General features: G+C 65.3%; 8 protein-coding genes and 1 pseudogene. All 9 read right to left on the bottom strand.

Translation table 11 applies throughout. The features are described 5' to 3' along the window. Window positions 1-453 precede the first annotated feature (453 nt). A pseudogene (locus ACOOGH_RS08320) lies at window positions 454-1,566 on the bottom strand (IS3 family transposase). A gap of 205 nt (window positions 1,567-1,771) precedes the next feature. After that, window positions 1,772-4,549 (bottom strand): DUF499 domain-containing protein, encoded by a 2,778-nt coding sequence (locus ACOOGH_RS08325; RefSeq protein ID WP_420448477.1) that lies wholly within the window; start codon window positions 4,547-4,549, stop codon window positions 1,772-1,774. A 78-nt stretch (window positions 4,550-4,627) separates the two neighbouring features. Then, complete coding sequence (locus ACOOGH_RS08330; protein ID WP_420448478.1) at window positions 4,628-6,772, bottom strand: GmrSD restriction endonuclease domain-containing protein; 2,145 nt, start codon at window positions 6,770-6,772, stop codon at window positions 4,628-4,630. Between the two features lie 18 nt (window positions 6,773-6,790). Continuing rightward, window positions 6,791-7,408 (bottom strand): hypothetical protein, encoded by a 618-nt coding sequence (locus ACOOGH_RS08335; RefSeq protein ID WP_420448479.1) that lies wholly within the window; start codon window positions 7,406-7,408, stop codon window positions 6,791-6,793. Then, window positions 7,401-8,540, bottom strand: a complete 1,140-nt coding sequence (locus tag ACOOGH_RS08340; protein ID WP_420448480.1) for an AAA family ATPase — start codon at window positions 8,538-8,540, stop codon at window positions 7,401-7,403. The genes ACOOGH_RS08335 and ACOOGH_RS08340 overlap by 8 nt, the downstream gene beginning before the upstream one ends. 44 nt (window positions 8,541-8,584) lie before the next feature. After that, window positions 8,585-11,545 carry a DUF1156 domain-containing protein gene (locus ACOOGH_RS08345; RefSeq protein ID WP_420448481.1) on the bottom strand — a complete coding sequence of 987 codons (2,961 nt, stop codon included), beginning with the start codon at window positions 11,543-11,545 and terminating at the stop codon, window positions 8,585-8,587. A 9-nt stretch (window positions 11,546-11,554) separates the two neighbouring features. Next, on the bottom strand, window positions 11,555-14,974 hold the full coding sequence (locus tag ACOOGH_RS08350; RefSeq protein WP_420448482.1) for a helicase-related protein: 3,420 nt from the start codon (window positions 14,972-14,974) through the stop codon (window positions 11,555-11,557). A gap of 93 nt (window positions 14,975-15,067) precedes the next feature. Continuing rightward, window positions 15,068-15,595 (bottom strand): hypothetical protein, encoded by a 528-nt coding sequence (locus ACOOGH_RS08355; RefSeq protein WP_420448483.1) that lies wholly within the window; start codon window positions 15,593-15,595, stop codon window positions 15,068-15,070. Continuing rightward, on the bottom strand, window positions 15,582-16,271 hold the full coding sequence (locus ACOOGH_RS08360) for a DUF5343 domain-containing protein (protein ID WP_420448484.1): 690 nt from the start codon (window positions 16,269-16,271) through the stop codon (window positions 15,582-15,584). Before ACOOGH_RS08360 ends, ACOOGH_RS08355 begins: the two co-directional genes overlap by 14 nt. Between the last annotated feature and the right edge of the window lie 283 nt (window positions 16,272-16,554).

Here is a 16,554-nt window from a genome sequence, read left to right on the forward strand (position 1 = left end):
ACCATCCGGGACACGAACGGTCGGAGGGACGGGAACGAATGACCACGCGACCCGCGGCGCCTTCCACGGCGCCTTCCACGACGGCCGAACTCGTCGCGGCGATCCGCGCTCTCCACCAGCGCGATTCCGTGCGCCTCATCGAGGACCCCTACGCGCTCGCCCTCTGCGGCCCGAGGTTGCGCCGCCTCGGCGGATCGCCTGAGGCCAGAATCACGGCAGGGAGTCGTCTAACTACGTACAGGGCTGCACGATCTGCATTTTCTGCCGTGCTACTGGACCTTGCTGGACCGAGCCGCAAAAGCGAGAAAACCGTAACTGATTGGCGAGAGTCCAACTGGAGCTGTCCCGCTTTCACGGACGGTTGATTTCTGTGGTTGAACGCCTCCGCTGCTGTTCCTTGGAGTCCCTCTCAGGCGCCCGGGAGAGGTTCCGACTGGATGTTTCCCGTGCGCCTCAGGCCGCATGGTTCCTCTCGTAGCTGACCGGCGACTCGTAGCCGAGGGCCGAGTGAAGCCTGCGCGTGTTGTAGAACCCCTCGATGAAGCCGAACACCTCTCGCCGGGCCTCGGACGCCGTACGGAACGAGCGCCGCCAGATCAGCTCGCACTCGAGCGTCGCGAAGAAGCTCTCGCACATGGCGTTGTCGTACGCGTCGCCCGCCGAGCCCATGGACTGCGCGATGCCCGACTCGCGGCAGCGCTCCCCGAAGGCGAGAGAAGTGTACTGCGAGCCCCTGTCGGAGTGATGGACGATGCGCCCCCGGGGACGACGGCGCGCGAGGGCCATCGCCAGCGCGGCCTCGACGAGTTCGGTCCGCATGTGCGTCGCCATGGCCCAGCCGACGACGCGACGGCTCCAGACGTCGAGCACGACGGCCAGATACAGCCAGCCCGCCCAAGTGGGCACATACGTGATGTCGGCCACCCAGAGCTCGTCGGGCCCGGAGGCCGAGAAGTCCCGCCTCACCAGGTCCGGCGCGGGCCGGGCCTCGGTGTCCCGCTTCGTCGTCTTGCCCTTCCAGCGCCGGCTCACGCCCTCGATCTCCGCCGCCCGCATGAGCCGGGCGACCCGGTTCATGCTCGCCTCGCGGCCCCGCGCCTTGAGCTCCGCATGGACCCGCGGAGCGCCGTACGTCCCCCCGCTCATGGTGTGGATCTCGACGATCTCCGCACTGAGCGCCGCGTTCTCCCGCGCCCGTCGAGACGGCTCCCGCGTCCGCCACGCATAGTACCCGCTCGGGGAGAGACCCAGCAGGCGGCACATCACGCGCACCGGATTACATGGCCTGGTGATCGCTCACGAACCTGAATCCCCTCGGGGGATCGATCCGCTCTCCCTCGCGAACCAGGCCGTTGCTTTTGCGAGAATGTCCCGCTCAAGCTTCACCCGGCGGAGTTCTCGCTTCAGCTCCCGCACTTCCTTGCGTTCGGCCGTCGTCAGACCATCCTTGCGCAAGCCCTCGTCACGGTCCGCCTGCTCCACCCAGTGCCGGATCGCCGTCGCCGAGGGCTCGAACTCCCGCGCCAGCTGCTCCGCGCTACGGCCCGCCCGGACCAGTCCCAACATCCGCGCCTTGTTACTCCCGCGCGTACCGCCGTCCGCTGTCCCCCATCGAACACCTCCTTGTGATCAACGCTCAAAGGTGTCCACCAACTCGGGGTAACTCCAGTTTCAGGTGAGGGTAAGGTCCTTCCGATGTACAACTACGGTAATCATGTGACACCCGGCCTTGCCGAGGTCAGCGTTTCAAACTGCGGCGGGCCGGCTCCGGCTACTCGCGCTGGATTTCCACTTGGTCGCCGAGTCCCAAATCGTCGAGTACTTGTCGCAGGTCTTGTCGCAGGTTCTCGAACGATCCTGCATCTACAAGTGCCGATGAGTCGATGCGAACGGTGAGATCCTCCCCCGCACGCAGCTTGGGTAACACCCGGGTTCCGAAACGGTTCCAGAGTTCGGGGGGGATATCCCCTGCCACACGAAGCGTCGCGGTTTGTGCGGTGTCGGTCTTCTCGCCCGGCGGCTTGTCGCCGTCGTCCGTCCCGGGATCGTCGGATTCAGACGACATACCCCGTTCCGTACTGGGCGCTTCCCAGGTCTGCTGCGGAGATGTGAACTCCGCAGCCTTGGCTCTGGTGACGAGAAAGACACCGGCTTCAAAGGCAATCTCCTCCGGCGGGAGCAGTTCTAGATACCACAGTCGGTCATAGCCGCCGTCGTCTCTGGGTCCCGATGCTAGGCCGAAGTCTCCGTTCGCCACGAAACGCGGGATCTTGTCGCGCAGGACGGCGTCCGCGTCGACCAGCCTCGTCAGCGAACCGTCGAGGAAACTCTTGCGTAGGCTGGCCAGCGGCCACGCGCCACCATCCCGGAAGGCCGGTGGCCAGTGCCGTTCGATATACCCGGCGCCCACGGACTCGTTGAGCAGGGCCTCCGTCTTCAGAGCGCGGACCACGCGACCGGAGAGCGTGTCGCTCGGGCTGGAATGCCCCGCGCCGAGATCGATGACGCGCAGTCCGTCCTCGGCCCGCCGGTCAGCCAGCAGCACGTAGCGGTATCCGCCCCACACCTCGTCCCTCGCCTCCTCCTCCCCGTTCCGCACCTTCGCAGCCACACTGGCGCGATCGGACTGGTCGAACTCCGCGCCCAGGATACCGTCGGCCACTTCCCGCCGGACGCGCTTCCAGGCGATCCAGAGTTCAACTCGGTCCCGGAGTTCCCGGCCTGGCTTCCTCACGCACCACACGAGCGCCCCCGGATACAGCCTGGGTGATGCGCCGCGGTGCGTAGTCCAGCGCTCGAGCCTCTTGGCCACGTCGCCGCCGCCGGTCCACTCCACGGCCGGGTCGGCCACGGCGAGCGTCAGCCTCGGCGAGTCGGGAATCGCCGCGCCGTCCTCCGGGAACATGACGGGCCGAAGCGCGGCGTTTCGTTTGAACTCCGTTTCCACGAGCCTGCGCACGGCCGGCTGGACGTCGGTCTCCTCGTCGAGCGACGCGCGGCGGTCGCTGACGACCTTTCTGAGCGTGGCCTGGTGGTGGATACGGTAGCCGTCGGCACCCACGCTGCGGATGAAGAAGCTGGCCGCCTCCAGCGCGGCGGCCGCGTTGTCGACCGTCGTCGTCTCGACATCGGGCTCGCCGAGCGCGAAGCGCAGGTCCGGCAGGTGAGCGACCTTGTCGACCTGCCCGCCGGACGACTCGAACAGGATGGCCGACCCCACGCGCCGGTGGATGTCGCGAAGCGCCCCCTGCGTGTCGGCGTCGAGCGCCCGGGCGTGCGGGGCCTCGCCGGCGATGTCCGCCGCGATGGCCGCATCGAGCCGGGCTTCGCCTAGTTGTCCAAGCACCACGGCGCGGAACTCCTCCGCTTGCAGCGGCGCCGACCCCAACGTGATCAGGGCCTCCGTCCGCGCCTCGGTGAACTGTCGGCGCGCAGCCCACGAGACCCACTGCGCGAGCATGGCCAGCGCGCCGCGCGTCTGCTGAAACTGGGCCAGCGCGCGCCATTTGCGGTGGAAGACGGACAGCGTGGCCGGATGGAACGGATAGCACGCCTTGAAGCGGTTCTTGAGCGCCTCTCGGGCCTTTGTCTCCGTGCTCGCCGTATCCACTGCCAGCCACTCGGCGGGAAGACGAGCCGTGCGTTCGAAGCACCAGTCCGCGTAGGTCTTCGCCACTCGGTTGCGAATGCGTTCGTTGCCCAAGTCCGCGAACAGGCGCCGGCGCACGACCTCGCCGATCTCGGCCTCGTCGTTGGCGATCAGGTCCTTGGCGACGCGGCGCACCACCTTCGTGATCCGCTCCTGCCACTGCTGGTCCCAGTCGGTCATCTCGACTTGGCTGCGCGGCAGGCTGATGACCGCCGCCGCTCCGGTAGCCCCTGTGACGGCGACCGTGAGGTTCTGGATGAAGGCGTGGAAGCTCTCCGCCATGCCCCGGTGTCGGTTGACGAAGTTGAGCACCTCGTCGAATAGGAAGAGGACGGGCGCGTCGGCGAGCGCGATCACGCGACCGATCGCCTCCGTGCCCGGAGCGGTGGATGCGCTCGCCGTGCCGAGCGCCGCGACGCCCTCGTCACCCGCGATCTGCCGGGCCAGGTCGATCCACGGCGTCTCGCGGCCATCCGCCGGGTCCCACGCGTTCCCGACGAAGACGCCCACGCGGGCGCTCCGCATTTGGGTAAGCCCCGCCTCCCGGAGCAGGTCCCCGACTCCGGGGAGATCGAACGCCTTTGATCCGGCATTGGCGATGTGATAGAGCGAAGTCAGCGTATGCGTCTTCCCGCCGCCGAACTGTGTGACCAGCGTCAGAACCGGAGCCGTATTTGCGGTGTCTCGGGCGAGCCGCCGCAGCACCATGCCGGAGTGCTCACGAAGCGCGCGGGTGAAACAGGTGCGCGAGAAGAACTGGGCCGGGTCTCGGTAATCGGCCGGTGCAGTCCCGGCCACCACCTGCTCCAGCGCGATGGCGAACTCGTCGGGGCTGAACGAGCGCCCCTCGCGCACCTCCTTTCGCAGCGTCGCCACCTTGTACCAGGGATTAAGCGCCATGGCTGGTCATCCTCACCTTTGAGCTACGCCTCCCGGGACGCCGTCCCGAGGGCGAGCACCGCCGGACCGAGACAGGTCTCATGCCGCACCGCCCCAGCGGCGTCCGACGTATGTCACGGTTTCCTTCACGGAGAGCGGTTGCGTCGCGGGACCCGCCCGAAGGTAGAAAACGTCGCTGTTGCCGTCCTCGGCGTAGATGGGGCGATCGCTTGCCTCCGTCGTGACCTGGCAGATGTCGTACCCGTCGATCTCATGGAACGTCACCGTGAGATGCGTCGCGACCAACCTGCCCAGGTCTCGAGCGATGATCTGTTGCAGGTGAAGCTGGAACCCGTCCCGGTCTCCCTTCCTCAGCGTCTGGTAGTCGACATCGATTCCGACCGGCCTCCCGGTATCGTCGACACCGATCAGCAGTGTGCCGCCTCTCTCGGAGTTAAGGAAACCGGCCACTGTCTTGATCACGCTCTTCTCAACGTCCCGATTCGTCGCCTCCCGGACGCGGTCCCAGCGAAGGCTGGACTTGAACTCGACGGTCTTGCTCTCTCCTTCCTCCATCATGCGCCGGACGAACTCCTCGGTGGCGACACGATCCTCATCGTCCACATCGTCCGGGCGCCAAGTTTCGATGTACTCGTTGATCGCCCGGGCGAGCAGCTGACGACGGACGGACAGGAAGTCGCGGTAGCGTTCCGGGTTCCAGAGTTCGCGGTCAAGCGGGATCGATTGCGCCCTTAACGCCCCCGGCTGATCGTCATCGACTCTCGGCAGGTACTCGGAGGGTGGCGAGGCACGAATCTCTCTTGGCGCCCTGCGGGCGAGAAAGGCTCGGTTGGCAAGTTCGTTGATGATCTTCCTGTCCGCCGCGCTGTCCAATCCTGCCTTCTTGAGCACGGGAAGCGAGAACACGTAATGACGTTCCGATCCGTTACTCGTGCCCCGCGCCTTGTCGTAGATGAGAAGGCCGACGAACCAGTCCCTCGCGCCCCGGGCGCGTGCGGTGATACGGGCCATGGCGGCGGCCGAAGAGGAAATGCGGACTTCCGCCAGGTCGGACGCCTCCAGCGCGACGCGGCCGCGTTCCCGCAGGATAGCTTCCTCCAGTTCGTGCGTCGGATCTGGGTCGCTGCCCGCAACCAGCGCGACATCCTGTTGAAGCTTGGTCTCCGTGGCACCCGAGTAGCGCGCCCAGAGACCCGCCAGGTAAATCCAGCGAATGAAACGCTGCTTAACGGAATCGGAGGGGAATTGACCGCCCTCGCGCGCGAGAAACACGGTGGCCGGCACGAGCACGCTGGCGGTCGGAAGATCGCCGTCGTCTCCGATGAACGCGTCACGGCGAAGGACGGCCACCAAGTGCTCGAAGGCGGGCCGCATCCGGTTCCAGGCCTGTTGGAGTTCCGTGGCCGGAATCTTGAGAAAGGTGCCCTCCAGGCGGATCGAACCCTTCGCCACTCCGGCGAGACACCTCAGGAAGAAGTCGAAATCCATCTCGAATCCGCGCTCCGCCATCGTGGCTTGGAAGGCGCGCATCTCCTCCCGAGCCTCGGGCCAGATGCTGCAAACGTGCGCCAGCGCGAGATCGGCCTTCTTGAGGGGCGTGCCCTTGCTGTTGATGCGGTTGAAGATCTCAACCACCTCGTCCACGCCGAATTCGTCACCCGAGACCCGGTCGACGGTGTAGGTGTAGTTACGGATCTGATCGAGACGGCCTAACCGGGCGAGGTTCTGTTGAAGCACATCGCGGTGCTCCGGTTCGAGTTCCGGCAGACGCTGGAGCAGCCCTTGCAGCGTCTCGCGCAGAAAATCGTGAACGCTGATCCATGCGGGGTTCTTCTGCATTCGGGTCTTCTGCCAGAAGCGAAACTCCTCGGTCTGGACATTGAAATGGAGGTCGAAGAACAGCTTCTCGCCTTCGTAAAACGGAGGGGCATCGCCCGTGAACAGCGCGTAGAGTGTCGTGAGGCGCTGCTGTCCGTCGAGCAACAGCAACGAATGACCATCGCCGTCCGCATCGCCATTGCGAGCCTCCAGGAGGCGCACCTTTGACGGCTTGTATGTGCGCCAGACAAGGAGGTGCCCGGTCGGATGTTTACGGTAGAGAGACTGCACCAGCCCCCGAACTTGGCTGCGTTTCCACACGTAGCCACGCTGGAACTCGGGGAGCAGGATTTCCCCGCGGCCGATCTGGCTGAGCAGATCGCTGATCGATCTCACATCGTGCACGTGCGTCTCCTCCGCGAATCATGCATGGCTGGCTCCAACCAGCCGCCGCAGGCATCGAATGGCTCGACGCAAGCTGTCGCTGCGTTCCGCGGCAACTTCCGGCCTCCATCCCGTACCGGCAAACTCGGTCAGCCGCGAGGTATACGCAGGTCCCTCGCGCCGGCCACTGCCCGGCCGGGGCACCATGTCCTCGCGCACGGCTCGCCGGCGCGACCGTCGCGCCATGTCGATCATGAACCTCTTCGGATCGGAAAGCTGCTCCGGGTTCGCCGGAATCCCGGTCCGGCGCACGCTCAAGAAGCGGGCCAGCGGTTCTTCATCCGCCAGCAACCACGCCTCGACGGCGTGGACGGCCACGCGGAAACAGAGCTGTGGCGCCACGCCGGGCAGCCACTCGTCGCGTAGCGTGGGCGCACAATCCGCATCGGCGTCCAGATCCACGAGCACGCACCACGGAGAGTACTGCGCGGCGCGGTTGTAGCCATCGATTCGCTGCCGAAGATAGGGCTTCCCCTGGCGGCCATACACGGTCCCCGTCGTGCCGCCCGTGTACTCGATCAGCCTCTGGACGACGACCTCGTCCACGAGACCTTCAACGGCGGCGGTCATGATCGCGGGCTGAGGCGTCTCAGGCATCCGCGAAGAGGGCCAACTGCGTGACGTCCGCCGGTCGCGTTCTTGGGATCACGATTTCGGCGAGCGACAGTCCAGCGTCGAGCAGTTGTCTGATCTCGCCCACGGATGTAGCGGAACTCACGCCCGTACCCTCTTTCTTCGGTGCGAAAAGGAGCGTCTCGTCGAGGCCGATGCCCGTGTCGCGGAGAAGATCGGGAGAATGGGTGCTGAGGAAGATCTGCCGCCCCCTGCGACGTTGCACGCGCGCCAGCATTTGAGGCAGCACCCGCACGATCTCCGGGTGCAGTGAGAGTTCCGGCTCCTCGAGCAGCAGGGGACCGCCACCATCCATCGTGGCCCAAAGGAGACCCATCAGACGAAGAGTGCCATCGGACAGCTGGCCCTCGCTCTGCCAAGCACCGTGCTGGCGCCAATGCCGGTATCTGGCGCGCAGGTGAGGTACGCCGCGGTCGTCACGCGTCAACTCGATCTTCTCGAGTTGCGGCACGGCGACGCCGAGGGCGTCCCGAATCCTCCTCATGCGAGCGTCCCGGGTCTTCGCGTTCGTGCCGGCAACCTGTTCGAGAAAATCCCCGCCGAACGGATCGTTCGACCGTCCCACGGAGCGGTCCGGCTCGCGAACCAGCTGGGGTACGATATGCAGGTACCTTATGGATGCGAAGAACGCGGTGAGGTCACGGAACAGCAGATTGACGTTCACCTGTTCGAGATGGGTCTGGGTCAGGCGCGCGGCATCGTGGCGGTCTTCCGAATCCGGTCGCATGAGGATCACGTCGCCACTGCGGAATACGCGTTCGGTGCGCACCACCGGTCGGCGCTGGTTGTCCTGGTTGAAGGCCAACTGGTAGGTCCACGAGTTGTCCTTCTCGTCCCGAAGCTCCACTCCGATCTCGATATCCGAATGTCGGCGCGCCGCCAGGCATCGAATTGTGCTCACGCCCTCGCGCCGACGGACCGCCTCCACGAAGCCGCCGCCGGATGACCCCAAGTCGCGGAGGAAGCGGAAGGCGTCGAGAAGATTGGACTTGCCGGAGGCGTTGGGGCCTACCAGGAACATGCGATCCTGAAGATCGATATCGACGCTTTCGAAGTTCTTCCAGTTCTTCAGGCGCAGCTTGCGGAATCGAAGCATCGTCGCTTACCGAGACGCGCGGGGGAGGTGTTGGACCGGCGCGGTCATCTTGGGACCGCCAAGAGCATGGCGTCCAGGAGCCGCTTCTCGCGGCTGCCGCGAGGATACAAGGCGGAGAGCGCATTGGCGAGACGCAGGAAGTCGGGCCCGCGATCCAGTTCGGCCTCGATGAGTCGGCGCAGCGCGTTGGCGTGACCGCTGGCTTGAAGGAGCATGGCCGCATGTACGCGGTCGAGCGTGGTCGTCTCGTGCGTTTGGAATTCGCTGGCGCTTTCGCGAATCCGCCCCCCTCGCGGACCAACCGGCAGCGCCGTCGTGTCGACATCGGGGAAGAGCGCACCTTGTGGATCCACGGTCGAGTCGTGCTCGATTCTGTGCGCCGCCATGGTCGCGCCTTCCTCTCCGAACAGGTCCTTCGCCCGCTCGGCGACGGGCAGCAGGCGCACCAAGCCTTTCTCTTGACCGATGATGCGGTCATTCCATCGGTGAAGGTCGATGCCCATAGGCTGAGCAAAACGGCGCACGACATCGTAGGGAAGGGTGAATCCTCGCGCTGCGGCCGTCGCTACAGCTTCCGTGTCCCCTGTTTTCTTCTTGCCGTTGGATGTGGGCGCGTCCGTACTCTGGAGCGTCCATAAGAAGAGGGCGGTCAGCCGGGCGTCTTCCTCAAGCGCCCCAGCCAAACCGTTATCCCCAAACTCTTGTTGGCCGCCGAGTACCTGCCTCAGTGCGGCGCGGCCGACCACCTCCCAAACCTTCTCCAAGTACTCGGGGAGATCGACGGTGCGACCTTCGGCCGTCTCGACTATCCGGTAGCGGCTGAAGATCTCCAGCGCCGGGCCGATGCAGGCGAAGACCAGATCGGCACCACGGATGCCCTCGTTCTGCAGACGTTCGATCCAATCTGCCACACGGATCGGCAGTTCCTGGAGGACGTCAGCCCAGTCACCGACCGGAGCCTCTTCGGGGCGCGGACGGGAGATCAGATGCACGCTGGTGGCGAGCGCAGCGGAGTCTCGCGCGCGCAAGCGCGAGGTCATCTCGGTGGCAATGGGCCACGAACCCGTAATCGTCCAACCTCCCCGAATCATCCCCGATAGCAGCGCTTCCCAGCCTTCCGTGGTCTTGTGAGCGAAGACGACCGAGCCGATCCCCTCTTCGTTCAGGACCCGACGGCCTTCGGCGAACGCATCTGCCATGGTCTCCTCAAACCACTTGCGATCTTTGGGGCGGCCGTCGACCTGCTTTGTTTCGTCCTGCACGGCCTCAGCCGTCTTAGGCGAGAGCGGATTGTCCGGATCGAAGGGATCCTTCAAAGTTGCATCGGCGGCCTGCGTTCTCTTGAGCCAAACGAGGAAGAAGTCCGAGAGGTCGGAGTAGGGTATCGCATCATAGTATGGCGGATCGGTGAACCAGATCATCGCGGATGAGTTCGGTAGAGGGTGGCTGGCAGCGTCAGCGAGCTGCACCTGCCCCGGAACCGCACGCTCCTTTGAACCGTGGCGTATGACCCTTTCTATCGCAACGACGGCACTCGCCAACGTCCTCGATGCGTTCGATACATAGTAGTTCGATTCGCCAAAATCCCAGACAATCGGCAAGGTTTGCCGCGCAAAGACGTGTTTCACCGCTTCTTCCGAAGCCAACCATTGAGACAAAGAAGCACTTCCATCGGCGGTTCGATCCACTGCGATGGCCAACAGTCGTTCCATCCGCTCGGGTGAGCTGGAGACTAGCTTGGTCAACTCCACCAGCGCCGCCTTCTGCCGAGCCGTGAACAAGTCGCCCCATTCGAGCATGCCGTAGCGCTGGACGCTGAACGCGCGGCCAGCACCTGAGCCGCCTCCGGTAGGAGTCGGTTCATCCGGGACCGGACAAAGCCCCTGCCTGCCTCCGGCCTCCCACTCCTGCAGCAGACGGCCCACCCGCGATTGCGCCTTGCGCACTGCCGCATAGTCGGCGTCATCCGGCAGCCTGTAGTGCCTTCCCCGCTCGCCCGGCCGCAGCGTCACCACGGCCGTCATGCGCGCTCCGCCGGTCCGGTGCCCGTTTTCGTCGAAGATCACGTCCGCGCCGCCTCGCTCGGCGGCAAGCTGGGATCTCACGCGCTCCGGCGGAAGGACCGCGCGACAGCACGGGCACGTTGCCCTGGCGCGGGACACAGTACCGCCGAGTACGTCGTCGGCAGTCTTCGGTTCGAATAAGTCGAACGCGACGCTGGGCGGCTCCACGTCGGAGCGCTCAACTCGCGGTCGCAGGGCCCATTTGCGAGTCTTCTTCTTGCAAAGCCAGAAAGAGCGCATGAGCGGAATCTCGGCGCCACAATCAGGGGCCTCACAGCGCACGGTGCGCGCCCACAAGTACGCGATCGGCGTGGCCCCGTCGGGATCGTTCGGATAAAGATCGGCGAGTTCCTTTTCGGCTTGCTGTCTGATCTCCGCACCGACCCGCCGCAACTCGTCGGCCAACTCCGAGCCGTGACGCGGGATGTCCTGCAGCATCACTTTCAGAATCAGGCACGCGACGGGGTTCAGATCGCTCGCAAACGCCTCGCAGCCGACCCGCAGAGCTTCGAGCGGAATCGACCCTCCGCCCGCAAAGGGGTCCACGACGAGCGGCGCTTCCTCGCCGTGTGCGGCCTTTACCAAACTTCGCGCCACCCGCAGGTATGTGGGATCGGTCGCCAGATCCCAGTTCGCGAACGTTCCGATGAACCACAGCAGCGCCTTGCGCAGTTCGACGTCGGTCTTCGGCGGCTGCCGCACTTCGCGGAGAATCCCGCGAGCCCGCTCCTTGAACTCTTGCGGGCAGTGCTCGTCGCACGGGTCGGGGAGCAGGAGCGCCAAGAGAACTGCACGAGACGAGGCGAGCGGCCGACGCGCCCACCACAGGTGGAGGGTGGATGGGTGCCCATGCCGGATCGACTTCTCGCGCACGGCGTGCCGGGAGACCTCCGCGATCGGGAAGTCCACCTCCGCGAGCCGCTTACACTCCTTGGGGATCACTGGTTGCGTTCAGCCTTCCTCCCCGCGTTCGCGGAGCTTCAGCGGCTGCGTTAGGGCATCCACCGTAAGGTAGTAGTGCTGGACCTTGCGGACTTCATGCCACGGACGTCCGGCCGGGTCGAAGATCGGGTCTTCAAGCTTCGGTTTGTCGGCGCAGTTCGTCACCACGTACAGCCAGTAGCAGTCCCGCCGGTCCTCGGCCACGCGCCGCTCGTTGGGCGTGAGGAGGATCGTGCCTTCGCGCGCTGCGAGGCCCTTGATCTCGATCAGGCGGAGTTCGCCCGATTCCGGATCGAAACTCGTGATGTCGTAACCGAGGTTCTTCTCGTGCACATCGCTGACCTTGCAGCCCCTCGCCACCTCGTACGCCATCGCCACGCGCATGGCGGTCATCTCCGTCTCCGGATTTGGGCGCAGGCGGCGCACCTGTGGCGATTCGCGTTCCGGGTGCGGCAGGACGAGCGCGCTCGCCAGGCGTTCGACCCCCTGCAGCGTGACGGCCCGTTGCCGCTTCAACTCGTCGCGTCGTCGTTCGCGGCGCGCCGCCACCTCGGCGTGGCGGGTCTCGGCCTGAGCCAATCGTCCGGCGGCGCCCGTGACGCCCTTCGGGACCTCCTCAGCCGCCCGACCGATCTCGTCGTCGACGCGCTGGAGGACTTGGGTGAGCGACAACTCGACATGCTCGGCCACGCGATCAACCTGCTCGAGGCGCTCCGCCCGGACCTCCTCGATGAACGGCATGAGGGCGTGTTCGTGGAGCCACCCATCGGGGTAGGGAAGGGTCGCTGCGGCCGGGGGATCATCGGGGGCGGCCGCGGGGCTGAGATTCCCGAGGATGTCCGCCTCGCGCAAACTCGGCGACCCTTCGCTTGTCGACTCCACGGTGAAGAGCCGCTCGTGGATGACGTTCCCGAGCCCGTCCACGGCCCGCGCCCGGTAGAAATCGAGGCGCGCGGGTGTGTCGCGCTCCAGGGAATGGAAGCAGGCTCCCGCAGCGAAAGCCTCCCGCCCTGCATCGGATGCGTGCCGGCGCAGCGCCTCGAACAGCGGGTGCCCTGGCGTGACCCACTCGATGTTGTTCTCCTCCGCCGTCTCACGATCCGTTGACAGCTTCGGATAGCGAACCGCGAGTTCCTGCAGCTTCCAGTCCGGATCCCGCTCGTACTTCTTCAGACGCAGGGGCGTGCGGCCGGGCTGGAACGCGTGGGGTAGACGCAGAGCTTTCAGGGCCAGACCGGCCTCGCGGGCGGCCTCGCCCATGAAGCGGGCGATGGTCTCGGGAACGACGCGGCGCTCCTGTGCCCGCGCCTTACGCTCGGCCAGCATATGGAGGTTGAGCCTTCCCGTCGCGAGCCCCTCGAGCGCCGTCTGACAGATGGAGCGGAAGTGACTCTCGTCCACGTTCCGCAGCAGCCGTTCCTCGAGGTCCTCGTCGCCGAGCCGGCCCGCGTAATAGTCCCGCAGCACGCGCTCGACATGTGCGGACGGCAACACCTCTCCCACGACGTTGAACACGGCGTCGTCGTCGAGCGCGTCGCGGATCGTCTGGAGCTTGCTCAGCAGACGCTCCAGCACGCGGCCTTCGATGGTGTTCGTGGCAACGAAGTTGAAGATGAGACAATCGTGCCGCTGCCCGTAGCGGTGGATGCGCCCCATCCGCTGTTCAAGCCGGTTCGGGTTCCACGGGATGTCGTAGTTGAATAGGATGTGGCAGCACTGGAGGTTGATGCCTTCGCCCGCCGCCTCTGTGGCCACGAGCACCTGGATGGCGCCCTCTCGGAACTGCTGCTCGGCCTGAAGTCGGCTGCCGGGCTCGTCTCGCGATCCCGGCCGCATCTGCCCGTGGATGCAACCCACCTTGAAGCCCCAGGTCTTGAGCCGGTCCATGAGGTAGTCGAGCGTGTCCCTGAACTCGGTGAAGATGAGGAGCCGCTGGTCCGGGCGGTCGAAGAACCCCTCCTCCCGCATGAGTTGTTCCAACTGTGCGAGCTTCGCCTCGCGGCCGTCGGCCTCCACGCCCTTCGCCTCCCCGGCGAGTTCCCGCAGTTCATCGATCTCGGCGCGAATCTCCTCCTCATTGCCGGCCAGCGTGACCGCGTCGAGCAACCGCTCCAGCCGCTCGCGCTCCGCGTCCTCGAACTCCTCGAGTTCCTCCATGCCGGGAAGGTCGGGAGGCGCCGTTCGCAGCAGTTCGCGCGCGCTCCGGAGACCGTCCTCTAGGCGCTTCGCGCGGTTCTCGAGCGAGCGGCGCATGGCGCGCGTGCTCGAGGCGAGCCGCCGCTGATACAGGGACATCAGGAATCCGACCGCCCGAGCCCGGGGGTCGCCGATCCGCTCCGCCGCGCGCACGCTCTGCCGCTTCACGAACTTCGTCACGCGATGGTAGAGGTCCCACTCCGCGCCGTCGATCGTGAAACTGGCCGTGCGCGGAATGCGCTTCGTGAACACGGGCTTCGCCGTCCAGGTGCCGTCCTCCTCGCGTTCAGGGAAGTAGACCATCGCTTCCTTCGTGCGGCGCAGGTAGAAGGGCGCGCGTCGCCGGTTCATGGCTTCGCGGATCGACGTGACGTCCGCGTACGCGTCTTGGTCGAGCAACTGCAGGAAGAGGGTGAAGTTCTCCGGGTCGCCCCTGTGCGGCGTCGCCGTGAGGAGAAGCATGTGGTCCGCGTTGTCGCGCAGCAGCTCTCCGAGCTTGTAGCGCAGGCTCTTGTGGCTCTCGTCCCGCGCCGACATCCGGTGCGCCTCGTCGACGATGACCAGGTCCCAGCTTACCTGCGCGAGACCCGGCAGGATATCGTCGCGCTTTGCGAGATCCAGCGACGTGATGACCTGCTTCTGCTCCAGCCACTGGTTGACGCCGAACTGGCCCCGGATGTCCGCGCCCTTGAGCACCAGGAACTGCTCGTCGAACTTCTCCCTCAGTTCTCGCTGCCATTGAAACGAGAGGTTCGCGGGACATACGACGAGGATCCGCTCGAGGAGTCCCCGCAGCTTGAGTTCTCGGACCAGGAGGCCCGCCATGATCGTCTTGCCCGCCCCCGCGTCGTCGGCGAGCAGGAAGCGGACGCTCGGGAGCTTCACGAGATGCTCGTAGACGGCTTCCAGCTGATGGGGCAGCGGGTCCACGCGAGAGATCGAAAGGCCGAAGTACGGATCGAACTCGTACGCGATGCCGAGCGAATACGCCTGGAGGCCTAGCCGCAGGAGCCTCCCATCGCCATCGAAGGTGGGCGAGGTCTCGGCGACGGAAAGCGCCGCGAGGTCTTCGCCCGTCAGCGTGGCCCGGCGGAACCGTTCGGATTGCAATCCGACGAGGCCCACCACCCACAGCCCGGCGCCGTTAGGCTGGACGGTCTCCACCCGCATCGGCTCGCTGAACAGCGCTCCGGTGAGAATCTGTCCGGCCTTCAATGGCGCTACGTCGCTCAAATCACCTCCAACGGCAACGGCGGATGGCCGTAAGTCGGCTTGGTAAATAGCGCCGTTGCCGGCCGTCGGCGACCCATCGGGCAAGTCGCCCCCTTATCCGAGCCCGCCTACATCAACCAACTCTTGGACTGCGGTTCGGAAGCCCGTCTTGACGTTGTCGATGTCGCGTCGGTGGGCGACGAAACGGCGGACATGGGCCGAATTGTCACCGAGCCCCTTGACGTCAGACAGCGCCCTTCTGGTTACCCGGCTGAGGTTCCACGCGGGTTCGCCGGTCACCTTTCCGACCAATCGATCGAGCGGCAGGAAGTTGCCGGACGCGGCCTGGATCTTGTCGGCCATCTGTCGTTCCTCAAACACCTCGATGATAAGGCTCTCGATGAGGCGTCTCATCATGACGGCGCACGCATCATACCAGCCGTATTCGTACGAGCCGTTGATCTGATGGGTAAGCTTTTCCAGATAACTTCGCGTCCCGCGCACCACCGAGAGTGGTAGAACCCGCTGGGTCGGCGAGACCGTCCCTTGCTCCGGCGGCAGCCGCAACTCATGCGTGTCAGCTGCAAGGCTCTTCAAGAAGGCAAGCCCCGCCTTGGCAGCCTCGGGGTTACTGCCTCTCATCACTGCTTCGGTAGATGTGTTTAGCCATGCTCGCGAAGATCTGGTCGATCTGCTCAGGCGTGACGCTCGCATCAATTCGGATCTCGAGATTGAGACGAACCTCCGGCATTTCGGGGTCTGGAGGAGCAGTCGAAGGGCTCCGTTTCGGCTCCGAACGCTGCTTTGTTTGAGGCACGGCGGGAGCGGACGGCTTTTCCTTCGACCGTGACCGCGACGCCTTCTTCGACGTACGACCCGCCTTCTTCTGGCCGGCGGACGGATCTGCGTCGGTGAGAAGGGAGTACAAGGACGCCATCTTCCTGGCTGCGCTTTGTCCGCAGCCAGTGGTGCGCATGAACCATCCCTGTGCCGCATCTCCTGCACTGGAGGGATCGGGAACCGCATCTCGCAGTTCTTGCGGGTAGATCTCCTCCCGCATTTGCTTGCAGGCCGGCGCGTAGCGTTCATCGTCTCGCCAGTCATTGGCCCGCGGCGTCGGGGTTCCCTCCCTGTCGACGAGGCCGACGCGGCGCAGGCCGAGAAGCACGTTGGCCTCGGCGGACCTCTCTTGGATCCCCAGTACGGTGGCCAAGTACCGGTCGGTCACTTGAGCCGGGACGGACTGGCGAAACTGCTTACGCAGCTTCCACCACGCCTTCTGGCCAATTACGGGATACGTACGTCGGGTCGACTCCATAGAAACTGTTACCTTTCTGCTGAACAAGTCCGGCGAGAACCCCACATATTGTAGGGAGGGGGCTTGTATTATGCCATATTGTGGTTGCGGCTAAGATACCGCGATCAGAATGGGATAGTTGACGACGCTTTCGGTCTCGGGCGACCGCCCTACGTCCATCCACGGTGACGGCTTCCACCTCCGGAGAGCCTGCTCGACTTCCTCCACCATCTCTTCCCCGCGCGGTTGAGGGCGCGAGGACAGCGCTGCGCATCATCGATGGCGGGTTGGATTGGACTCGAGC

The sequence above is a fragment of the Candidatus Palauibacter sp. genome, assembly GCF_965213655.1.
In the GTDB taxonomy this organism is placed as follows: Bacteria; Gemmatimonadota; Gemmatimonadetes; order Palauibacterales; family Palauibacteraceae; genus Palauibacter.